This window comes from uncultured Allobosea sp. (genome assembly GCF_945956895.1).
Classification (GTDB): Bacteria; Pseudomonadota; Alphaproteobacteria; order Rhizobiales; family Beijerinckiaceae; genus Allobosea.
Map to the genome: position 1 here is coordinate 1 of NZ_CAMFJF010000056.1, position 20,378 is coordinate 20,378.

The following is a 20,378-nucleotide window of genomic DNA, read 5'->3' on the forward strand; positions in this document are numbered from 1 at the left end:
GCCGGCTCATGACGCGCTCGACATTGCCGTCGACGGCCGCCGCCGGCCGGTCGAAGGCGATCGCGGCGACCGCGCCGGCCGTATAGGCGCCGATGCCCGGCAGGGCGCGCAAGCCCTCCTCAGTATCGGGAAAGCAGCCGCGATGGCTCTCCACCACCGCCTTGGCGCAGGCATGGAGATTGCGGGCGCGCGAATAGTAGCCGAGCCCGGCCCAGGCCTGCATGACATCCTCGGACGGCGCCTCGGCAAGGGCCTTCACCGTCGGGAAGCGGGTCATGAAGCGCTCGTAATAGGGCTTCACCGCCGCAACCGTGGTCTGCTGCAGCATGATCTCGGAGGCCCAGACGCGATAGGGATCGGGCCGCTCGCCCGCGCTCGCACGCCAGGGCAGCGCGCGGCGATGGCGGTCGTACCAGGCGAGAAGATCGGCGGCGCGAGGCATCGGAACGGAGGCGTCCATGCGCCGGGTTTAGCGCGGGGAGCCAAATCTGCGAAAGGGCGGAAATGTGAAGGCGATTTGAATGTCGGCCAAGGGGCGGGAGCGGACGGCAGCTACTTGACGCCTCCCGGCGCTCGATAGACCAATATCGGATTGCTGAGCGTCACCGGAAGTTAGTGCGCATGATTGGCTTGTTTGATCAGATGTTATCGAAATTTAAGGTCTCGAATTCATTCGCTTTCATCGCGAGCGTTGCCGTGACTGTTGGTGGTCTGGGCTGTGGGGGAGCATTGGCCGAAGAGCTTTTCCTTGGCTCCGAGTTGCGGAGCGCTTCTGCTGCGGGGATCGTAGTCTCAACATTCAGACGCAACGGCAATGGCGCAGAGATTCTCAAGATTCGAGCTAATTCTCAGACAGCGCAGGCCTTTGTTCAGGCAACCCTTCCGAAACCTTCTGGCGACAAGCCTTACGATTTTTTCTTGGAGATCGGCCCTCCTCCAAACAACGACAAAAATTGCTCGGCATATCCCGCTACGGCTGCTGCGTTTGAAAATTGCGCGACGAGCGGACGAAAAGAACTCTGGAAAAATTGGGATATATTTGAGCTTAAATCGATCAAAATTGAAATCAAGCAATTGGGATTTCGCTCTAAATCAGGACCTAATGTATACGCAAGTTGTGCCTATTCATTGGCAGGAAAATATTGGTTAGACTGCAACTACTTTTTTGAACAAGGTGGCCATCAGCACGTACTGAACACCTCGTCCCAGGCATTGTACGATATAAATCTTTTTCGGTGTGCGGCGCTGGAACTTCGCAATGCAATATGGACTGGCGCCCCCGCGTTCGCTGATACCTGTCCGCAATGACGCCGATCGGGAGGGAGGTCCGCAACGGGCGAAAAGCCGAAGTCCCAGATATCGATGTCCGTTACCAGGCATGAGGCACGGCGTGGGAACCCAGGGGTCAGCCTCTACTTTTCGTCTCGCTTATCGCGAGCGGGCACTTCCGTTGCCCGCAATGCCTGGACACTGACAGCCGCGATCAAGCCGGTCAGCACGATGCCGGTGAAGCCAATAATAATGGCCAGCACACGCGACGACATATGCCGCGGGACCAGATCGCCGTAGCCGATGGTCAGGCCGGTCACGAAGGTGAAATACAGCGCCTCGCCGGGGCGCCACTCTTCGATCAGCCCGATGACCAATCCGAGGCCGATCATGATGAGGATGATGCCCGAGACGATCGGCCAGATGACGTGAAGCTGCTGGACCAGGCTCCTGCGAAAAATACGCCTCTTCTCCTTCGAGGTCATCTGCCCACCCGGATTGAAACAGGCCGCGCCGGCGCGCGGCATCCGCGAACTGCCGGACCAATATCAGGCGGGGATCGCGCCAAGAGCGCAAGTCCCTGCTGCAAGCCGCTTGCGGGCCACCCGCCGCATGCCCACAATGAAGCCATGTCCGCTAGACCTCTCGCAGAGCTGATCGACGACTGCATCGCGCCCGCGCTCGCCGCACAGGGCTTTGCCGGACGCGCCATCGTCTCGCTCTGGCCGGAGATCGTCGGTGAGCGGCTGGCGGCGCGCTCGCGCCCACTCAAGATCGACTGGCCGCGACGCCGGCCGGCGCCGGGCGAGGCCGCCGAACCCGCGACGATGGTCGTGCGGGTCGAGAGCGCCTTCGCGCTGGAGATGCAGCAGCTCGGGCCGCTTTTGGTCGAGCGGGTCAACACCCATCTCGGCTGGCGTGCCGTCGGCAAGCTCGTGCTCAAGCAGGGACCGGTCGCGGCGCCCGTCGTGTCGAAGCCGGTGGTGAAGCTCGACGGGGCAACGGCCGCGCGCGTCGAGGCACAGGTCGCCGGCGTCGCCGACGAGGGCCTGCGTGAAGCGCTGGCCAAGCTCGGCCGGGCGGTGGCGCTGCGCGCGAAGACGCAAGGCGATGACACGGCTTCGTGAGCGACACGGTGCGCGGCAGGATGTGCTCTTGCCACAATCGCACTGGCCACTATAGCTCCAACCGACTTTGACCTTCCGAGGATCTTTCACGATGACGAACAGGCGACAGCTCCTGACCGGCGCAGCCGGCATCGCCGCTGCCGCGCTCGCCGGCGGCACCGCCGCGCGGGCCCAGACCAAGTTGCCCGATGCCGGCCCGCTGGGCGACGTCTGGCTCGGCCCGGCCGATGCCAAGGTCACCATCGTCGAATACGCCTCGCTGACCTGCTCGCATTGCGCGACCTTCCACGCCGCGACCTGGCCGGAACTGAAGAAGAAATATATCGACACCGGCAAGGTGCGCTTCACGCTGCGCGAATTCCCGCTTGATCCGCTGGCGACGGCCGGCTTCATGCTCGCTCGCTGCAACGGCAACGACAAATATGTCCCGATGACCGACCTGCTGTTCGCGCAGCAGCGCAACTGGGCTTTCACCGACAAGCCGGTCGATGCCCTCTCGTCGCTGGTGAAGCAGGCCGGTTTCACACAGGAATCCTTCGAAGCCTGCTTGAAGCGCCAGGATATCTATGACGCCGTCACGGTCGTGAAGGATGGCGGGGCCAAGGCTGGTGTGGATTCGACGCCGACCTTTTTTATCAATGGGCAGAAGCGTTCCGGTGCGCTCACGATCGCCGAATTCGACAAGATCCTGGAGCCGCTCCTCGGGAACTGAGGGGGCGGGTTTCCGCTCCCGCTCTCCGAGCGCGGCAATTGTCTCAGCCCTCATCCTGAGGAGCAGCCGTTTCGGCTGCGTCTCGAAGGATGCTCCAGCGTGCTCTGGAACCATCCTTCGAGACGCCGCTGCGCGGCTCCTCAGGATGAGGGCTGAGGCATTTCAGGCCTGCGCGGTGGCTCCATGCACCTGACGCGCCTCAAGCTCGCCGGCTTCAAGACCTTCGTCGAGCCGACCGAATTCCCGATCGAGCCGGGGCTGACCGGCATCGTCGGCCCGAATGGCTGCGGCAAATCCAATCTGGTCGAAGCGCTGCGCTGGGTGATGGGCGAAAGCTCATTCAAGAACATGCGCGGCTCGGGGATGGACGACGTCATCTTCGGCGGCTCGAACGAGCGCCCGGCCCGCAACATGGCCGAAGTCTCGCTCACCCTGGACAACAGCGACCGCAAGGCACCGGCCGCCTTCAACGAAGCCGATGTGCTGGAAGTCACGCGCCGGATCGAGCGCGAGGAAGGCTCGACCTATCGTATCAACGGCAAGGAGGTGCGGGCCCGCGACGTGCAGCTCCTCTTCGCCGATGCAGCGACGGGCGCACGCTCGCCGGCCCTCGTCCGGCAGGGGCAGATCAGCGAGATCATCTCGGCCAAGCCGCAATCGCGTCGGCGCATCCTCGAAGATGCCGCCGGTATTGCCGGCCTGCACAGCCGCCGTCACGAGGCGGAACTGCGCCTGCGCGGGGCCGAGGACAACCTGACCCGGCTCGAAGACGTGCTCGCCGAGATCGACGGGCAGATCGACGCCCTCCAGCGTCAGGCGCGGCAGGCCGGGCGCTATCGCAGCCTCGCCTCCGATATCCGCCGGGCCGAGGCGACACTCGCCGTTATCGCCCTGCACGATGCGCGCGCCCAGGAGGCGCAAGCGGCGCATGTGCTGGACGAGGCGGTGCGCGGCGTCGCCGACCAGACCGGGCTCCAGGCCGAGGCAGCGAAACGACAGGCCATCGCCGCCCATGAATTGCCGGCCTTGCGCGAGGGCGAGGCGACCGCCGCCGCCGCGCTGGTGCGATTGAAGCGGGGGCTGGACGAGCTCGAAGCCGAGAATCGCCGCGCCCGCCAGCGCGCCGAGGAGCTCGGCAAGCGCCTCGCCGAATTGCAGGCCGATCTGTCGCGGCAGGAGACGATCGGCCGCGATGCTTCCGAGAGCCTCGCCCGATTGTCGGAGGAAGACGCCGCGCTCGTCCGGGAAGGCGACGGCGCAGGATCGGGCGCGGAGGCCGCGACGGCCACGCAGCGCGAAGCAGAAGCCGCCCTCGCTGTGGCCGAAGCCGAACAGGCCGCCGCACAGGCCGCGCTGTCCGACCTTGCCGCACGGCGCGGCGCCCTGGAGCGCTCGCTGCGCGAGGCGCGCGAGCGGCGGGATCGCGCCGGGGCCGAACGCGAGAAGCTGCGTCGCGAGCTCGAAACCCTCGACGCCTCCGATGCGAAGACGCTGCTCGACCGTCTGCGCGAAGCGCTGATCGCGGCCGAGAAGGCACTGAAGACCGCCGATGCCGACGTCGTCGCGGCCCGAGCTGCCGTCGCTTCGGCGCGCGAGCGCGAGACCGGGCAACGCGGCCCCCTCGCCGAGGCCGACCGCCGGGCGCAACGCCTCGACACCGAGATCGGCACGCTGCGCAAGCTGCTGGCCCCCGCTGCGGGGGATCGCTGGCCGGCTATCCTCGAAGCCGTCAACGTCGCCAAGGGCTACGAAGTCGCGCTCGGCGCCGCGCTCGGCGACGATCTCGATGCCTCGACCGAGGCGACCGCCCCCGCCCATTGGGACGATACGGGTGAAGGCCAGGACGATCCCACCCTACCCGCCGGCGCACAACCGCTGCTCGCCCATGTCAAGGCGCCAACGGCCCTGCGGCGACGGCTGGCGCAGACCGGCGTCGTCACGCGCGACGAGGGCGAGGTTCTGCGGCGGGCGTTGAAGCAGGGCCAGATCCTGGTGTCGCAGGCGGGCGATCTCTGGCGTTGGGACGGCTTCACCAGCGCAGCCGACGCCCCCTCGCCCGCGGCGCGACGGCTCTCGGAGAAGAATCGCCTCGCCGATCTCGAACGCGAAGCGAAAGCGGCGCGGGAAGCGGCCGAGGCCGCGCGTCGGGCACTGGAGGCCGTGAGCACCGAGGCGCAACAGGCGGCGCAGGCCGAAAGCACCGCGATCGAGGCCGCCCGGCAGGCGCGGCGCGGCGTCGACCATGCCCGCGAGCAATTGACCGTTGCCGAGCGCAAGGCGGCCGAGACATTGGTCAAGCGCTCAACGCTCGCCGAGGCGATCAAACGTCTCGGCCAGGCTGTGTCCGAGGCTTCGCAACAGGTTGCGGCCCAGGAGACAGGGCTTTCCGCCCTGCCTGCCTCCGCCGAACTGGAGAACGCGCTGCTCAAGGCCCGCGTGCTGCTGGGCGAGACCCGCGCCGCCGCCTCCGATGCGCGGGCCCGGGTCCAGACGCTGGCACGGGAGGCGGACCTGCGCGCACGCCGCCGCGAGACCATCGCCGCTGACATCAAGGCCTGGAAGCAACGCACGGCCGCCAGCCTCCAGAGTGCCGAGGAGACGCGCCGCCGAATCGATGCCGCCAGTGCCGAGCAGAAGGCGCTGCTTGAAGCGCCCGACACCTTCCTGACCGAGAGGCGCCGCCTCGTCGCGGAGATCGAGCAGGCTGAAGGCGCCCGCCGGGAAGCCGCCGACAGGCTGGCTTCCGGCGAGACCACTCTGGCCGAGGCCGACCGACAGGCCCGCATCGCGCTTGAGGGCCTGTCCGGCGCCCGCGAGCGGCGCGCCTCGGCCGAGGCGCGCCTGGAAGCCGCCCGCCAGCGCCTCAGTGACATCATCCGGCAGATCGAGGACGGGCTCGATACCGGGCTCGACGGCTTGCAGGCGATCACCGGAATCAAGGCCGGAGACGCACTGCCCGAACCGGAAGCAATCGAGCGGCGGCTCGCCAATCTCAAGGGCGAGCGCGAGCGGCTCGGCGCCGTCAATCTGCGCGCAGAGAACGAATTGACCGAGGTGAAGGCCAAGCGCGAGGGGCTCTCGGGCGAGCGCGACGACCTGACCGAGGCGATCCGCCGCCTGCGGCAGGCGATCGGCGCGCTCAACCGCGAGGGGCGCGAACGCCTCATCGCCGCCTTCGACGTCGTCAACGGCCATTTCCAACGTCTGTTCGGCGTACTCTTCGGCGGTGGCGAGGCCGAGCTTCGGCTGGTCGATTCGGAAGACCCGCTCGATGCCGGGCTGGAGATCTTCGCCCGCCCACCCGGCAAGAAGCCGCAGGTGATGACGCTGCTCTCCGGCGGCGAGCAGGCGCTGACCGCGACCGCGCTGATCTTCGCGGTGTTCCTGACCAATCCCTCGCCGATCTGCGTGCTCGACGAGGTCGATGCACCGCTCGACGACGCCAATGTCGAGCGCTACTGCGACCTGCTCGTCGACATGGCCGGGAATACCGAGACCCGCTTCATCCTGATCACCCACAACCCGATCACCATGGCGCGGATGGAGCGGCTCTTCGGCGTGACCATGGCCGAGCGAGGCGTGAGCCAGATGGTATCGGTCGATCTGGCGACGGCAGAGCGCATCCGCGACGCGGGCTGATCTGCGCCCGATATCCGTCATTGCGAGCGCAGCGAAGCAATCCAGGAGGACTGGGCAAAGCCGCCCCCAGTCCCTCTGGATTGCTTCGTCGCTCCGCTCCTCGCAATAACGACAGGGATTACGGGAGCCATCACCCCAAAAACAGGCGGGAGAACGGCCGCGCGCCCGCTGAAAAAATGCCACATTCGGCCGCGCAATGCGGCGAGATTGTCGCACTTTGCCATAATTTATATATATTACAATGAGTTATGCATTATCCACGTACCTTGACAGCGCGGGGGGCTGCCAATAAAGGAGGCCGTGCTGACGACGGCTCGATGCGCGGGTTTGATCGTGGTTACAGTGGTTTTTCGCCGGATCGCGGCGTAAACGCGATCAAGACGGAGACCCAAGACCATGTCCGAACCCGACCCAAACGCCTCAGACTCGGAGTTGCGCGCAAGACTGGGTTCCCTGAAGTCCGCGATCAAGCGGGCGGAGGAGAACGAAAAGCCGGGCGCGAGCCCGGTTGGAGAAGACAAGGCGCTTGCGGGCGCGATGTCCTCAGGCTTTCGCGCCGCGACGGATCTCGCAGGCGGCATCATCGCAGGCGCCCTGATCGGGTACCTCGGCGACCGGTGGCTGGGAACGTCCCCGTTCCTGCTGATCGCCTTCCTGGTGATCGGAGCCATCGCGGGCTTCAGATCCGTCTATCGGCTCGGTTCGCGTCCGACCTCCGGGTCGAAGGGCGGTCCGAAGGCGAATTGATCGAAAGGCGGCCCGGACGGGCCGCGCGACGAGGAACGAAACATGGCGGCCGGCGGCGGAATCGATCCGATCCACCAATTCCACATCGCTCCCATCGTGGAGCTGAAGCCGTTCGGCATCGACCTCTCCTTCACCAACACCTCGCTGTGGATGGTGATCGTGCTGGCCGTCGTTTCCGCTATCATGGTCTATGGCTCGAGCCAGCGTGCGGTCGTCCCCGGCCGCCTGCAGTCGCTCGCCGAGATGGCCTATGAATTCGTGGCCTCCACGATGACGGGTGTGATGGGCAAGGACGGCCTGAAGTTCTTCCCCTTCGTGTTCTCGCTGTTCATGTTCGTGCTGGCGTCGAATCTGCTCGGTCTGCTGCCTGGCTCCTTCACCGTCACCAGCCAGATCATCGTCACCGCCGCGCTCGCGCTGCTCGTGATGAGCATCGTGGTGATCTACGGCGTAGTGAAGCATGGCAGCCATTTCTTCGGCCTGTTCGTGCCGTCAGGCGTGCCCGGCTGGCTGCTGCCCTTCATGGTGCTGATCGAGGCCGTCTCCTTCCTGTCGCGCCCGGTTTCGCTCTCGCTTCGTCTGTTCGGCAACATGCTCGCCGGCCATATCGCGCTCAAGGTCTTCGGCGGCTTCGTCGTCGTGCTGCTGGGTTCGGGCGCCGCGTTCAACTATGCGATCGCGCCGCTGCCGCTGCTGCTGGCAGTTGCGCTGACCGCGCTCGAAGTGCTCGTCGCCGTTCTGCAGGCCTATGTCTTCGCGATCCTGACCTGCGTCTATCTCAACGACGCGCTGCACCCCGGCCACTGAGCCAGGGCAGCGCTCGCGAGAGTTCATCCCACCCCGTTAAAAGTTCCACACTGGAGATAAGACCATGGATCCTGTTGCAGCCAAGTTCATCGGCGCCGGCCTCGCTTCGCTCGGCATGGGCCTCGCCGCCATCGGCGTCGGCACCATCTTCGGCAACTTCCTCTCGGGCGCCCTGCGCAACCCGTCGGCGGCTGACGGCCAGTTCCCGCGCGCCTTCATCGGCGCGGCGCTCGCCGAAGGTCTGGGCATCTTCGCGTTCGTCGTCGCGCTCGTCCTGCTCTTCGTGGTCTGACGCTTTCGTCGATCGCTTTCTCGTCGCGCGTCGGAGCCATCCGGCCAAACGCGCGACGGTTTCCTATCTTTCAGCGCTGAAAGGCACGCTATGCCGGTTCGATCTTCAGGGTTCGTGCGAAAAGGATGGCCGATGGCTGTCGCCTCGTTCGCTGCTCTGCTGGCGGGTGCGGCGCAGGCTGCCACTCCGGGCCTGAGCGGTGAGAAGGCCTCCTTCCCGCCCTTCGATCCTGCCCATTTCGCCAGCAACCTGTTCTGGCTCGCGGTCACCTTCGCGGCTCTCTACTGGCTGATGTCCAAGGTCGCGCTGCCGCGCCTCGGCTCCATCCTGGAAGAGCGTTCCGAGACGATCGGCCGGGACCTCGACCAGGCCACGCAGATGCAGGCCAAGGCCGAGGACATGGCGCAGGCCTATGAGAAGGCTCTGGCTGAGGCCCGCAAGAACGCCCAGGGCATCGCCCAGACGGCGCGCGACGCCGGCGCCAAGGCGAGCGACGCCCAGCGTCATGCGACCGAGGCCGAGCTTGCCGCCAAGATGGCGCAGGCCGAGGCGACCATCGCCAAGACCAAGACCACCGCGATGGCCAATGTGCGCGATCTCGGCAGCGACATCGCCGCCGCCATCGTCACCAAGTTGACCGGTCAGGCTCCCAGCGCCAGCGAGGCGGCTGCTGCCGTCGACCAGGCCCTGACGCGCGGCTGAGGAGAGTTCAGATGGATACTTTCTGGGTCGGCGTCGCCCTCGTCATCTTCCTGGCCATCCTGGTCAAGTTCGGCGTGCCGGGCGCGATCGTGAAGGCGCTCGACGCTCGCGGCGAGAAGGTCGCGCAGGAACTGGCGGAAGCCCGCCGCCTGCGTCAGGAGGCCGAAAAGCTGCTCGCCGAGTACGATGCCAAGCGCAAGGCCGCCGAGGCTGAAGCCGCCGAAATCGTCTCCTCCGCCAATGACGAGGCCAAGCGCCTCGCGGCGGAAGCCGAGGCCAAGCTCGCCGATTTCGTCGCCCGCCGCACCAAGGCGGCCGAGGAGAAGATCGCCCAGGCCGAGAGCCAGGCCGAGGCCGAGGTTCGCGCCGCGGCTGCGGAGGCTGCCACCAAGGCCGCCGAGACCATCCTGCGCGGTCAGATGGCCGGCAAGGCCGGTGAAGCCGCCTTCGCCGCCGGGCTGGCCGAGGTCAAGGCCAAGCTCAACTGAGCTTCAGCCAATCTCCCGATATGATGACGCCGCGCCCGCAAGGACGCGGCGTTTTTCTTTGCCCTCTCCCGCCGGAATTCCGATGCGGGATACCGTAACCGCTATCACCCGGCGCCTGTTGATGCCGGCGGAACACCGCGTCATCCCGGACGGAGCGAAGCGGAGATCCGGAATCCATCATAGAGTTCCGGAGCCCTTCGATGGATCCCGGGTCAGGCCCGGGATGACGATGCGGTTCTGCGGATAGCCACCACGCCGTCATCGTTGATTTGGAAGCGAGGGAGTTTCGGGATGATCGGTCGCCTTGTCCGCATGTTTGCCATCACCCTGCTGCCGTTTGCCTTGGCAGCGAGCCCTGCGAACGCCTTCGAGAAGGTGAGCTTCCCGTCACGCGATTCGCACGACCTCGTGGGTTGGCTGGCGCGCCCGTCAGGCGCAGGCCCCTTCCCGGTCGTGATCGGCCTGCATGGCTGCGCCGGGCTCTATACGCGCTCGGGCGAGATCGGCGCCCGTGAGGGCGACTGGTCGGAGCGTCTTAACCGGTCCGGCTACGCTGTGCTCCTCGTCGACAGTTTCGGGCCGCGCGGCATCAAGGCGCTCTGCAACGACCGCGAGCGCTCGCTGACGCCCGCCGGCCGCGCCCGCGATGCCTTCGCCGCCATCGACTGGCTGGACAAGCAGAGCTTCGTCGCCAGGCAGCGCATCGCCCTGATCGGCTGGTCGAACGGGGGCTCGACGGCGCTGCGCGTCGCGGGTGCGCCGGAAGCGAAGCGCCTGCGCCATGTCATCGCCTTCTATCCCGGCTGCCGGGTCATCCTGAAGCGCGGCTGGCAGGCGCAGACTGATACCGCGATCTTTCAGGGCCTGGCCGATGACTGGACACCGGCGGCCCCTTGTGAGGAGCTGGCCCGCAGCGGCGGGGCGCGCTTCGTCGGCTTCCCCGGCGCCTATCATGATTTCGACCATCCGAGCCTGCCGCTGCGCGAGCGCAAGGCGGCCTATTCGCAGCGGCCCGACGGCGTGGTCACGATCGGCAGCGACCCGAAGGCGCGTGCCGAAGCGATCGACGCCGTGATGGCGATCCTGAAGCGCCCCTGAAGACCGTCAGTTACTGGCAGTCGTCGGCGCCGCCGGCGGATTGCCTGCGGCCGTCTTCGGCGCAGCGGCCGGCCTCGCCGGCGGAACCGCGGCGGTGGCTTTCGGCTTCGGCTTGCGGGCCTGGATCGTCGAGGTGACGATGCCCTGCGGCGTGTCGAGCCCGTAGATGTCGTCACGGAACTGGACCTGCCCGTCGGCGCCCTGCCAGCCGGTGAGATAGACCCAGGCGACGGGAACCTGCTTCTTCAGCGTGATGTTCTTGCGCTCGCCCTTGGCGATCTCGTCCTCGATCGACTGGCGGTTCCATTCCGTGCCTTCGAGCAGCCAGGCGCCGAGGTCGCGGACGCCCTCGATGCGGGCGCAGCCGGACGAGTTGAAGCGCACGTCGTTGCGGAACAGCGTCTTCTTCGGCGTGTCGTGCATGTAGACCGCGTCGCTGTTGGGCATGTCGATCTTCATCTGGCCGAGCGAATTGGTTGGGCCCGGCTCCTGGCGCACGTAGAAATAGGGGTTCTTCAGGGTCGCCCAGTTGACGCTCGCCGGGTCGATTTCCTTGTTCTCGGCGCCGAGCAACTTCATGTTCGACTTGGCGATGAAGCTCGGGTCCTTGCGCATATGCGGGATGATGTCGGCCTTCACGATCGACATCGGCACCGTCCAATAGGGATTGAGGTTGACCGAGGAGATATTGGCCTGGATCACCGGCGAGGGCCGGTCCGGCCGGCCGACGATGGCGAGATGGCGCTGCGCGACCGTGCCGTTCTCGATCGCCTCGACGCTGGCGCCGGGAATGTTCACCACGACATAGCGACTGGCGAAGTTGAAGCCGTTGCCCTTGAGGCGCTCCAGCGTCGCGGTGAGCTGGTTCAGGCGCGATTCGACCGGCGTGTTCATCGCCTTCAGGGTCAGACGCCCGACCGTGCCGAGATCCGACAGGCCATGACGGCGCTGGAAGCGCTTCACGCCCTCGGTCACGTTGGCATCGTAGATGTCGCCCGCCACGGCCTCCGGCGCGAGATCGCCGCTGGCGAGCAGACGCTGCTTCAGCGCGACGACATCCGGGCCTTGCGAATCCGGCTTCAGCGAGGCCGCGCTCGCCGGCACCTTGGGCCAGCCGCCGCGATTGGCGACATCCTCATGGGCGATCAGCGCTTCGAGCGTGCGGTCATAGGTGTTCGGGCCATAGCTCGGCTCGTTGGCACGGACGAGCGCTGTCGAGGCCAGCAGAGCAGCCGCCGCAAGAGCAAGAATGGAGGGACGCGCAGACATGAAAACCCCCGGGCCGCACAGAGCGGCACCGGGGGATCATTCCGCGACATGGTCAAGGAATGCTTAAGAAGCGATCGGCGTCCTTCACCATGCTGACGAATGCCGTCAGCATGGGACGAAGCCGCTTACTCCGCAGCCTTGACCGGGGCCGGCTTTTCCCACTTCAGGACCGGCGAACGGGCGGCGCGGGTCTCGTCGAGGCGGCGGATCGGGGCGTGATGCGGGGCGCTGGTGAAGCGCTCCTTGTCGTTGCCCTTGGCCGCGATGGCGAGGTCGCGCAGCGTCGCGATGAAGAGGTCGAGCGTCGCCTTCGATTCCGACTCGGTCGGTTCGATCAGCATGGCGCCATGGACGACGAGCGGGAAATAGACCGTCATCGGGTGGTAGCCCTCGTCGATCATCGCCTTGGCGAAATCGAGCGTCGAGACGCCCGAGCCCTTCAGCCACTCGTCGTCGAACAGAACCTCGTGCATCGACGGGTGGTCCGGGAAGGGCAGCGACATCAGGTCGGCGAGGCCGGCGCGGATGTAGTTCGCGTTCAGCACCGCGTCTTCCGAAGCCTGGCGCATGCCGTCCGAGCCGTGGCTGAGCATGTAAGCCAACGCGCGGACATACATGCCCATCTGGCCGTGGAAGGCGGTCATGCGGCCGAAGGGCTGGTTGCCCGCCGGCGCTTCACTGCGCGACTCGATCAGATGCGGCTTGCCGTTCTCGACATGGATGAAGGGCACCGGCGCGAAGGGCGCCAGACGCTCGGACAGCACGACCGGGCCGGCACCGGGACCACCGCCGCCATGCGGCGTCGAGAAGGTCTTGTGCAGATTGATGTGCATCGCGTCGACGCCGAGATCACCCGGTCGCGCCTTGCCGACGATGGCGTTGAAGTTGGCGCCGTCGCAGTAGAAATAGGCGCCGGCCTCATGCATCGCCGCTGCGATCTCGACGATCTGCGGCTCGAAGATGCCGCAGGTGTTCGGGTTGGTCAGCATGATCGCGGCTATATCCGGCCCGAGCAGGGCCTTCACATCCTCCACAGCGACTGTGCCGTCCGGACGGGCCGGAACCGCCTTCACCGAGAAGCCGATCAGGGCTGCGGTCGCCGGGTTGGTGCCGTGGGCCGATTCGGGAACGAGCACGACATTGCGGGTCGCGCCCTCGCCCTTGGCGGCAATCGCGGCCTTGATCGCCATCATGCCGCAAGCCTCGCCATGGGCGCCGGCCTTCGGCGAGAGCGCGACAGCCGGCATGCCGGTCAGCGTCATCAGGTAGCGGGCGAGCTCGAGCATCAGGTCGAGCGCGCCGTGCACGGTCGAGAGCGGCTGGAGCGGATGCACGTCGGAGAAGCCCGGCAGGCGCGCCACCTTCTCGTTGAGGCGGGCATTGTGCTTCATCGTGCAGGAGCCGAGCGGGAAGAGCCCGGTATCGATGCCGTAATTCTTCTGGCTGAGGCGCACATAGTGGCGCATCGTCTCGGGCTCGGAGAGGCCGGGCAGGCCGATCTCGCCCTGGCGAGCATGCTTGCCCAGACGCGACTTGAACGGGGCGGGCTTGTCGATATCGACGCCGGTCGCCTCATGATGGCCGATCTCGAAGATCAGCGGCTCGATCTGCTGCAGCGCCTTGTTGCCGGTGAAGGTGGCGTGCTCGGCGTGAGCCGCCTCGCCGGCCTGGGTGGGACGTCCCTGACGGTTCAACATCACAGCACCTCCACGAGCGCCGCCACGAGGGCCGCCCGGTCTTCATCGGTATTCACCTCGGTCGAGGCGATGATCAGCAGGTCGTCCAGCCCGGCCTTGGGCAGGAGCCGCGAGACGGGGACGCCGGCCAGGATGCCCTTGGCGGCGAGAACCTCGACGACCTCGGCGGCGGGCTTCTTCAGCTTCACGGTGAACTCGTTGAAGAAGCTCTCGTTGAGCACCGTCACGCCCTCGACGCCCGCGAGCGCGTCGGCGAGCTTCACGGCATTGGCGTGGTTCACCTCGGCGAGACGGGCGAGGCCGGTCTGGCCGAGCAGCGTCATGTGGATGGTGAAGGCCAGCACGCAGAGGCCGGAATTGGTGCAGATGTTCGAGGTCGCCTTGTCGCGGCGGATATGCTGCTCGCGGGTCGAGAGCGTCAGCACGAAGCCGCGCTGGCCGGTCGAATCGACCGTCTCGCCGCAGAGCCGGCCCGGCATCTGGCGGATATATTTCGACTTGGCGGCGAAGAGGCCGACATAGGGGCCGCCGAAATTCAGGGCGTTGCCGATCGACTGGCCCTCGCCGACGACGATATCGGCATCCTGCGCCCCCGGCGGCACGACGGCGCCGAGCGAGACGGCCTCGGTGAAGACCGCGATCAGCAGGGCGCCATGGGCATGGGCCTTCTCGGCGATCGGCTTGAGATCGCGCAGGTTGCCGAAGACGTCCGGAGACTGGACGACAACGCAGGAGGTGCTGTCGTCGATCTGGGAGAGGATGTCCTCTTGGGCCGAGACGTCGGCTTTAAGCGCCACGACCTCGTCATTGGCCATCTCGGAGAGGGTCTCGACGACCGCGGTGTAATGCGGGTGCAGGCCGCCGGAGAGCACCGCCTTGCGGCGCTTGGTGACGCGATGCGCCATCAGCACGGCTTCGCCGGTGCCGGTCGAGCCGTCATACATCGAGGCGTTGGCGACCTCCATGCCGGTCAGCGCCGCGACCTGGGTCTGGAACTCGAAGAGATATTGCAGCGTGCCCTGCGCGATCTCGGGCTGGTAGGGCGTGTAGCTGGTCAGGAATTCCGAACGCTGGATCAGGTGATCCACCGTCGCCGGGACATGGTGTTTGTAGGCGCCGGCGCCGACGAAGAAGGGCACGGCAGAGGCGGCGGTGTTCTTGCCGGCCATCCTGCCGAGAATGCGCTCGACCTCGAGCTCGCCCTTGGCGCGGGGCAGATCGACCGGGGCCTTCAGCAGCTTGCCGGCCGGCACGTCGCTGAACAGCGCATCGACATCGGAGACGCCGATCCGCGCGAGCATGTCCTCGCGGTCGGTATCGGTAAGCGGGAGATAGCGCATGGGGTGATTCCGTTTCGGGGTGTCATCCCGTGTGCGCTGCGGCATGGAATGCCGCTGCGCAGACACGGGACCGTGCGACGAGAAGGCGCCTTATCCTGAGGGCGGTCCCGCATCTGCGCAGCAGCACTGACGTGCGGCAGCGCGTGCGGGATGACGCCGGTCAGAGCGACTTCACGTAGTCCTGGTACTCGGCCTCGTTCATCAGGGCGTCGAGCTCGCCGGCGTCCTTGATCTTGATCTTGAGGAACCAGCCCTTGCCGGCCGGGTCCTCGTTGACGGTGCCAGGCGCGGCCTCGAGCTCGCCATTGACCTCGACGACCTCCCCGGAGACCGGGGCATAGACCTCGGACGCGGCCTTCACGCTCTCGACCACGGCAGCTTCGCCGCCCTTGGTCAGCGCCTTGCCCACCGCCGGCAGCTCGACGAAGACGACGTCGCCGAGCTGGCCCTGCGCGTAGTCGGAGATGCCGACGGTGCCGACGTCACCCTCGATGCGGATATATTCGTGGTCCTTGCTGTAACGGGTCTCGGCCATGGTTTCCTCCTGGCGTCAGTTGTCCGGAAAAGGGTTCAGCGCTTGTAGCCGTTCGGCACGAAGGGCATCGTCGCCACGACGGCCGGCAGCGGCTTGCCGCGCACGATGAGATTGAGCTGCGTGCCCGGCGCGGAATGGGCCTTGGCGACATAACCCATGGCGCAGGGGCCATTGAGCGTCGGGCCGAAGCCGCCCGAGGTCACGACGCCGATCACTTCGCCCTCGGGCGTGGCGATCTCGCTGCCCTCGCGGGCTGGCGCCCGGCCTTCCGGCTTCAGGCCGACGCGGATGCGCGAGACGCCCTCGGCCAGCTCGCGCTGGACGCGCGCGGCGCCGGGGAAGCCGCCCTCTTCGCGACGGCGCTTCTGGATCGACCAGTTGAGCGCAGCCTCAATCGGCGAGGTCGCGGTGTCGATGTCATGGCCATAGAGGCACAGACCCGCTTCGAGGCGCAGCGAATCGCGGGCGCCCAACCCGATCGGCTTGACGTTGCCGTCGAGCAACAGCGTGTCCCAGATCTCGCCGATCTTGTTGGCAGCGGCGGAAATCTCGTAGCCGTCCTCGCCGGTATAGCCGGAGCGGCTGACATTGGCCTTGATGCCGGCGACCTTCATGGTGCGCGAGGTCATGAAGCCCATCTCGGCGGCTTCCGGGGCGATTTTCGCGAGTGCCGCCTCGGCGCCCGGCCCCTGCAGCGCGATCAGGCCGCGGTGCTCGGCCTTGACCAGCTTCACATTGGCCGGCAGGCGCGCCTCGATATGGGCATAGTCGGCCTCCTTGCAGGCGGCGTTGACGACGACATAGAGCGCGCCGTCCTCGTCCGGATCGATCGAGCGCGTCACCATCAGGTCGTCGAGGATGCCGCCCTCCTCGTTCAGAAGCTGCGAATAGCGCTGCTTGCCGGGAGCGAGATTGACGATATCGGCGGGAATCAGCGCTTCCAGCGCCTTCGCCGTGGTCTCGTGATCGGGGCCGATCAGGAAGCACTGGCCCATATGCGAGACGTCGAAGAGTCCGGCCTTCTCGCGCGTCCAGTTATGTTCGGTGAGGATGCCGCTCGGGTACTGCACCGGCATGTCGTAGCCGGCGAAGGGCACCATGCGGGCGCCCAGCGCGACATGGCGCGCGTGCAGCGGGGTCTTCAGCGGCGCGCTCGCGCCGGCGGTATCGGTATTGGCCTCGGCAGCCATGGCAGGCCCCTCCCAGAGTCAAGCGCAAGCCCCGGACGACAGTGTCCGGAACGCGCCCCCTCTGTCTCGGCACCTGAGAGATTTCCCCGCCCGACCCACAAGGTCGGACGAGTTACACCCGTCGGTGGGCGGGCATCGCTGCCCGCCGCTTTCCAGAGCGCCAAATCCCCAGCGGCCCTTTTGCCTGAGCGTTTCCGGGGCGGTTGCGCCTTCGGCGCCGGGCTCTGAGCCCGGTCTCTCCCGCGGGGATATGCGGCTTGGGCACAGATACAAGACGCGCCGACTGAGTCAATCGGCGCGCCTGCGTCTTTTCACGGCAAACCGGCTTTACCGGCGGCGCTTGCGCGCCGGTGCGGCTGGTCCGCCGCCGCCGAGGCTGACGAAGATATCGACATCGCCCTGACCGGCCGGCACCATGATGCCTTCCTCGATATGGGTGAAATCGGAACCGCCCTGACCGGACGCCACAGTGCTGCCGACGCGCGAGCTGCGCTTGGCGAGAACGGTCGTGCCCCGCATCACCGTGGTCGTCAGCGTGGCACCGTAAGTGCCCGGGCTGCCGGCCATGCCGAGGAGCACGCGCCCTTCGACGCCGACCTTGAGACGGAAGCTGCCCTTGCCGGTCGCGGCGCATTCGCGCGCGACGTTGGTGATCGAGATCTGGTAGCGCAGGCCGCTCGAATCCTGCCCCGATTGGGCGCGGATCGCCGCGCCGCCATCGGAGATGATCACCTCCGGGCACACCAGTTGCTCATTCTGCTCGTCATCCTTCGGCAACTGATCCGCCGGCGGCGCCTTCGTCGACTGAAACATGAAGACATTGAGCGCCGAACCGCCGGCGGAGGACGACGAGGACGAGCCGCAACCGGCGAGACCAAGGCACAGCAGCGGCAGGGCGAGCCAGCGAGCCTGGCGAAGAGTTTGATCGATCACGGCAGCGCCTCCACGCCCGGGCCGAAGCCATTGAGGGAGACGGGCACGCCCACTCCTTCTTCCGGCGTCTGGAATACGATGAAAGTCGCGCTCTTGCCGCTCTTGAGCTGTCCGAGCAGGGCATCGTCCATGACGACCTCCGCCACGCAACCGGTGGTCAGGCAGCGCACGAAGCCGGCGCGGCCAATATCCTTGTCGTCGATCTTGAGGCCGAGCCCCGAAGGCAGGAGCACGCCGAGCGGCGCAACGACGCGCAGGAGCCGGCTCTTCTGATCGGCGGTCTTCAGCACGATGACGAGAAGCGTCAGATTCGGCCGGTCCTCGGCCGCGACGTTCTGGACGAGCGCGCATTGCTCGGCCTTGGCGCCCGGCGGCACTTCGCAGCGCATCTGCCAGTCGCCATGTGTGGAACGCACCGCGCCCTGCGCGAAGGCGGAGCCGGCGGCGAGGCTCGTCCCCATGAGCGCCAGCGCCAGCGCGCCCAGCGCTCCGATGATCCTCATCATCCCTGCATCCCTTCCAAACCGGCCTCGAAACCGCAGCAGAAGCGCAGAATTCAGGCAAAACGCCGACCGCGCCAGAGAATCCCGCCGCCTCTCAACATAAAACGCGTTCGGACCATGCAGGGTGGGTCCTGTCAAGGCGCGACGGCGGCCGGAGGCTCGCGTCAAGGCCTCGTGCGATTATGCCGCATGGTCGATGGGGGCAGTCTTCATTGTCCCACTGGCGCAAGCGTGATCTTTGATTTATCGCAATCTCGAAGAATGAGGCGACTTCACGGTCGCCCCTTCATGCGTGGGGCAAAGCCGGTCGGTTCCCATGCAAGTTGATTGAGGAGCATGTCGGATCGATGCGATTTCTGAGCAGGACCTTTGCAACAGTGGCCGCCACGGCCCTTGCCGTCGCCACGCTGGCGACCGTCCCGGCCATCGCCGGCACCGGCATGCCCTCCCCCTGGCAGATGAATCTGCAGGGCGCCGCGACCCCCGTCGCCGAGTTCATCCACTGGTTCCATGACTGGCTGAACATCATCATCACCATCGTCACGCTCTTCGTGCTGGCGCTGCTGATCTACGTCGTCTTCCGCTTCAACGAGAAGGCGAACCCAGTCCCCTCCAAGACCACGCACAACGCCCTGCTTGAAGTGTGCTGGACCGTGATTCCGGTCCTCATTCTCGTTGTGATCGCGATTCCCTCGTTCCGCCTGCTCAAGCTGCAGCTCGAGGTGCCGCAGGCCGACATGACCCTGAAGGTCACCGGCAAGCAGTGGTACTGGTCCTATGAGTACGCGCAGGACGGCGGCAATTTCGGCTTCGATTCGCTGATGCTGGACGAGAAGGCCCGCGCCGAGGCGATCGCCGGCAAGAAGATCGCCGAGGCCGAGGCGCCGCGCCTGCTCGCCGTCGACAACGAGGCCGTCGTGCCGGTCGGCAAGACTGTCCGCGTCCAGGTGACCGGCGCCGACGTCATCCACAAGTTCACGGTTCCGTCCTTCGGCATCAAGATCGACGCCATCCCGGGCCGCCTGAACGAAACCTGGTTCAAGGCCGAGCGCGAAGGCATCTATTACGGCCAGTGCTCGTTCATCTGCGGCCAGAACCACGCCTATATGCCGATCGCTTTCCGCGTCGTCAGCCAGGAGCGCTATGCCGCCTGGCTCGCGGAAGCGAAGCAGAAATTCGCCAATGCCGAAGACGCGGGCAGCAAGTTTGCTGCCGCGTCCAAGTAAGTCGCCGAGGAGAAGAACGATGGCAACAGCGGCTCACGCTCACGGCCATGACGAAGCCCATCACGCCAATCCGACCGGATGGCGTCGCTGGCTTCTGTCGACCAACCACAAGGACATCGGCACGCTCTATCTGATCTTCTCGATCATGGCGGGGCTCGTCGGCGGCTTCCTCTCGATCATGATGCGCATCGAGCTGCAGCAGCCCGGCCTGCAGATCTTCGCCAATGGCCAGAGCTACAACGTCTTCGTCACCGGCCACGGCCTGATCATGATCTTCTTCATGGTCATGCCCGCCGTCATCGGCGGCTTCGGCAACTGGTTCGTGCCGCTGATGATCGGCGCGCCGGACATGGCCTTCCCGCGCATGAACAACATCTCGTTCTGGCTGACGGTCGCCGCCTTCATCCTGATGATCATCTCTATGTTCGTCGAGGGTGCGCCGGGCGCCAAGGGCGTCGGCACGGGCTGGACGGTCTATCCGCCGTTCTCCACGGCCGGCCATCCCGGCCCGTCGGTCGATTTCGGCATCCTGTCGCTGCACCTTGCCGGTGCCGCCTCGATCCTGGGCGCGATCAACTTCATCACCACGATCCTGAACATGCGCGCGCCGGGCATGACCATGCACCGCATGCCGCTGTTCGCCTGGGGCGTGCTGGTCACCGCCTTCCTGCTGCTGCTGTCGCTGCCGGTCCTCGCCGGCGCGATCACCATGCTGCTGACCGACCGCAATTTCGGCACGACCTTCTATGATCCGGCCGGCGGCGGCGACCCGATCCTGTACCAGCACCTGTTCTGGTTCTTCGG

21 protein-coding genes and 1 riboswitch are annotated in these 20,378 nt (G+C 66.3%); of the genes, 12 read left to right on the forward strand and 9 right to left on the reverse strand.

The window, feature by feature from the left end; all coding sequences use genetic code 11:
• A partial coding sequence (locus tag Q0Q02_RS19430) for an A/G-specific adenine glycosylase (RefSeq protein ID WP_367275046.1) occupies positions 1-442 on the reverse strand: 442 nt, incomplete at its 3' end.
• A 179-nt stretch (positions 443-621) separates the two neighbouring features.
• Between Q0Q02_RS19430 and Q0Q02_RS19435 the strand changes: the two genes are divergently transcribed.
• On the forward strand, positions 622-1,308 hold the full coding sequence (locus tag Q0Q02_RS19435; RefSeq protein WP_293811872.1) for a hypothetical protein: 687 nt from the start codon (positions 622-624) through the stop codon (positions 1,306-1,308).
• A 104-nt stretch (positions 1,309-1,412) separates the two neighbouring features.
• Here the strand turns inward: Q0Q02_RS19435 and Q0Q02_RS19440 are convergent, their stop codons facing one another.
• Positions 1,413-1,796, reverse strand: a complete 384-nt coding sequence (locus tag Q0Q02_RS19440) for a potassium channel family protein (RefSeq protein ID WP_293811873.1) — start codon at positions 1,794-1,796, stop codon at positions 1,413-1,415.
• A 102-nt stretch (positions 1,797-1,898) separates the two neighbouring features.
• Here Q0Q02_RS19440 and Q0Q02_RS19445 point away from each other — a divergent pair, with 102 nt between their 5' ends.
• The 9 genes from Q0Q02_RS19445 to Q0Q02_RS19485 all read left to right on the forward strand — a co-directional run bounded on the left by Q0Q02_RS19445 (position 1,899) and on the right by Q0Q02_RS19485 (position 10,881).
• Entirely contained in the window at positions 1,899-2,396 is a 498-nt protein-coding gene (locus Q0Q02_RS19445; RefSeq protein WP_293811874.1) for a DUF721 domain-containing protein, read from the forward strand.
• A 91-nt stretch (positions 2,397-2,487) separates the two neighbouring features.
• Positions 2,488-3,108, forward strand: a complete 621-nt coding sequence (locus Q0Q02_RS19450) for a DsbA family protein (protein ID WP_293811876.1) — start codon at positions 2,488-2,490, stop codon at positions 3,106-3,108.
• Between the two features lie 183 nt (positions 3,109-3,291).
• Positions 3,292-6,747: a chromosome segregation protein SMC gene (gene smc, locus Q0Q02_RS19455; RefSeq protein WP_293811878.1), complete on the forward strand. Its 3,456-nt coding sequence runs from the start codon at positions 3,292-3,294 to the stop codon at positions 6,745-6,747.
• Positions 6,748-7,143: 396 nt separating this feature from the next.
• On the forward strand, positions 7,144-7,494 hold the full coding sequence (locus tag Q0Q02_RS19460; protein WP_293811880.1) for an AtpZ/AtpI family protein: 351 nt from the start codon (positions 7,144-7,146) through the stop codon (positions 7,492-7,494).
• Positions 7,495-7,536: 42 nt separating this feature from the next.
• A complete protein-coding gene (locus Q0Q02_RS19465) occupies positions 7,537-8,301 on the forward strand; it encodes a F0F1 ATP synthase subunit A (protein WP_293811882.1) in 765 nt (254 codons plus the stop codon).
• Positions 8,302-8,365: 64 nt separating this feature from the next.
• Positions 8,366-8,593 carry a F0F1 ATP synthase subunit C gene (locus Q0Q02_RS19470; RefSeq protein WP_038360954.1) on the forward strand — a complete coding sequence of 76 codons (228 nt, stop codon included), beginning with the start codon at positions 8,366-8,368 and terminating at the stop codon, positions 8,591-8,593.
• 132 nt (positions 8,594-8,725) lie between these two features.
• Positions 8,726-9,295, forward strand: coding sequence for a F0F1 ATP synthase subunit B' (locus tag Q0Q02_RS19475; RefSeq protein WP_293811888.1), 570 nt, complete (start codon positions 8,726-8,728; stop codon positions 9,293-9,295).
• Positions 9,296-9,306: 11 nt separating this feature from the next.
• Positions 9,307-9,783: an ATP F0F1 synthase subunit B gene (locus Q0Q02_RS19480; RefSeq protein ID WP_293811889.1), complete on the forward strand. Its 477-nt coding sequence runs from the start codon at positions 9,307-9,309 to the stop codon at positions 9,781-9,783.
• A gap of 291 nt (positions 9,784-10,074) precedes the next feature.
• Complete coding sequence (locus Q0Q02_RS19485; RefSeq protein ID WP_293811891.1) at positions 10,075-10,881, forward strand: dienelactone hydrolase family protein; 807 nt, start codon at positions 10,075-10,077, stop codon at positions 10,879-10,881.
• Between the two features lie 6 nt (positions 10,882-10,887).
• On the opposite strand, the gene Q0Q02_RS19490 is transcribed toward Q0Q02_RS19485, so the two are convergent.
• The 7 genes from Q0Q02_RS19490 to Q0Q02_RS19520 form a co-directional block, all read right to left on the reverse strand.
• A complete protein-coding gene (locus Q0Q02_RS19490; protein ID WP_293811893.1) occupies positions 10,888-12,150 on the reverse strand; it encodes a L,D-transpeptidase family protein in 1,263 nt (420 codons plus the stop codon).
• Between the two features lie 125 nt (positions 12,151-12,275).
• A complete protein-coding gene (gene gcvPB / locus Q0Q02_RS19495) occupies positions 12,276-13,847 on the reverse strand; it encodes an aminomethyl-transferring glycine dehydrogenase subunit GcvPB (RefSeq protein WP_293811894.1) in 1,572 nt (523 codons plus the stop codon).
• On the reverse strand, positions 13,847-15,187 hold the full coding sequence (gene gcvPA / locus Q0Q02_RS19500; RefSeq protein ID WP_293811896.1) for an aminomethyl-transferring glycine dehydrogenase subunit GcvPA: 1,341 nt from the start codon (positions 15,185-15,187) through the stop codon (positions 13,847-13,849). Before gcvPA ends, gcvPB begins: the two co-directional genes overlap by 1 nt.
• Before the next feature lie 160 nt (positions 15,188-15,347).
• Positions 15,348-15,722, reverse strand: coding sequence for a glycine cleavage system protein GcvH (gene gcvH / locus Q0Q02_RS19505; RefSeq protein ID WP_293811898.1), 375 nt, complete (start codon positions 15,720-15,722; stop codon positions 15,348-15,350).
• A 35-nt stretch (positions 15,723-15,757) separates the two neighbouring features.
• The gene (gene gcvT, locus Q0Q02_RS19510; RefSeq protein WP_293811900.1) at positions 15,758-16,912 is read right to left on the reverse strand and encodes a glycine cleavage system aminomethyltransferase GcvT; all 1,155 of its coding nucleotides are present in this window, start codon (positions 16,910-16,912) and stop codon (positions 15,758-15,760) included.
• Between the two features lie 162 nt (positions 16,913-17,074).
• A riboswitch (glycine riboswitch) is annotated at positions 17,075-17,165 on the reverse strand.
• 74 nt (positions 17,166-17,239) lie between these two features.
• Complete coding sequence (locus Q0Q02_RS19515) at positions 17,240-17,845, reverse strand: hypothetical protein (protein WP_293811902.1); 606 nt, start codon at positions 17,843-17,845, stop codon at positions 17,240-17,242.
• Positions 17,842-18,348 (reverse strand): invasion associated locus B family protein, encoded by a 507-nt coding sequence (locus Q0Q02_RS19520; RefSeq protein WP_293811905.1) that lies wholly within the window; start codon positions 18,346-18,348, stop codon positions 17,842-17,844. Before Q0Q02_RS19520 ends, Q0Q02_RS19515 begins: the two co-directional genes overlap by 4 nt.
• Before the next feature lie 440 nt (positions 18,349-18,788).
• Here Q0Q02_RS19520 and coxB point away from each other — a divergent pair, with 440 nt between their 5' ends.
• Together coxB and Q0Q02_RS19530 are read left to right on the forward strand one after the other, a co-directional pair.
• Positions 18,789-19,574, forward strand: a complete 786-nt coding sequence (coxB, locus tag Q0Q02_RS19525; protein ID WP_293811906.1) for a cytochrome c oxidase subunit II — start codon at positions 18,789-18,791, stop codon at positions 19,572-19,574.
• Between the two features lie 19 nt (positions 19,575-19,593).
• A partial coding sequence (locus Q0Q02_RS19530; protein ID WP_293811904.1) for a cbb3-type cytochrome c oxidase subunit I occupies positions 19,594-20,378 on the forward strand: 785 nt, incomplete at its 3' end.

What these genes read in the sequence shown, in the direction of transcription:
- Q0Q02_RS19435 (WP_293811872.1), top strand. Translation starts at nt 622, where the DNA reads ATGATTGGCTTGTTTGATCAGATGTTATCGAAATTTAAGGTCTCGAAT.
- Q0Q02_RS19440 (WP_293811873.1), bottom strand. Translation starts at nt 1,796, where the DNA reads ATGCCGCGCGCCGGCGCGGCCTGTTTCAATCCGGGTGGGCAGATGACC.
- Q0Q02_RS19445 (WP_293811874.1), top strand. Translation starts at nt 1,899, where the DNA reads ATGTCCGCTAGACCTCTCGCAGAGCTGATCGACGACTGCATCGCGCCC.
- Q0Q02_RS19450 (WP_293811876.1), top strand. Translation starts at nt 2,488, where the DNA reads ATGACGAACAGGCGACAGCTCCTGACCGGCGCAGCCGGCATCGCCGCT.
- smc (WP_293811878.1), top strand. Translation starts at nt 3,292, where the DNA reads ATGCACCTGACGCGCCTCAAGCTCGCCGGCTTCAAGACCTTCGTCGAG.
- Q0Q02_RS19460 (WP_293811880.1), top strand. Translation starts at nt 7,144, where the DNA reads ATGTCCGAACCCGACCCAAACGCCTCAGACTCGGAGTTGCGCGCAAGA.
- Q0Q02_RS19465 (WP_293811882.1), top strand. Translation starts at nt 7,537, where the DNA reads ATGGCGGCCGGCGGCGGAATCGATCCGATCCACCAATTCCACATCGCT.
- Q0Q02_RS19470 (WP_038360954.1), top strand. Translation starts at nt 8,366, where the DNA reads ATGGATCCTGTTGCAGCCAAGTTCATCGGCGCCGGCCTCGCTTCGCTC.
- Q0Q02_RS19475 (WP_293811888.1), top strand. Translation starts at nt 8,726, where the DNA reads ATGGCTGTCGCCTCGTTCGCTGCTCTGCTGGCGGGTGCGGCGCAGGCT.
- Q0Q02_RS19480 (WP_293811889.1), top strand. Translation starts at nt 9,307, where the DNA reads ATGGATACTTTCTGGGTCGGCGTCGCCCTCGTCATCTTCCTGGCCATC.
- Q0Q02_RS19485 (WP_293811891.1), top strand. Translation starts at nt 10,075, where the DNA reads ATGATCGGTCGCCTTGTCCGCATGTTTGCCATCACCCTGCTGCCGTTT.
- Q0Q02_RS19490 (WP_293811893.1), bottom strand. Translation starts at nt 12,150, where the DNA reads ATGTCTGCGCGTCCCTCCATTCTTGCTCTTGCGGCGGCTGCTCTGCTG.
- gcvPB (WP_293811894.1), bottom strand. Translation starts at nt 13,847, where the DNA reads ATGTTGAACCGTCAGGGACGTCCCACCCAGGCCGGCGAGGCGGCTCAC.
- gcvPA (WP_293811896.1), bottom strand. Translation starts at nt 15,187, where the DNA reads ATGCGCTATCTCCCGCTTACCGATACCGACCGCGAGGACATGCTCGCG.
- gcvH (WP_293811898.1), bottom strand. Translation starts at nt 15,722, where the DNA reads ATGGCCGAGACCCGTTACAGCAAGGACCACGAATATATCCGCATCGAG.
- gcvT (WP_293811900.1), bottom strand. Translation starts at nt 16,912, where the DNA reads ATGGCTGCCGAGGCCAATACCGATACCGCCGGCGCGAGCGCGCCGCTG.
- Q0Q02_RS19520 (WP_293811905.1), bottom strand. Translation starts at nt 18,348, where the DNA reads ATGAGGATCATCGGAGCGCTGGGCGCGCTGGCGCTGGCGCTCATGGGG.
- coxB (WP_293811906.1), top strand. Translation starts at nt 18,789, where the DNA reads ATGCCCTCCCCCTGGCAGATGAATCTGCAGGGCGCCGCGACCCCCGTC.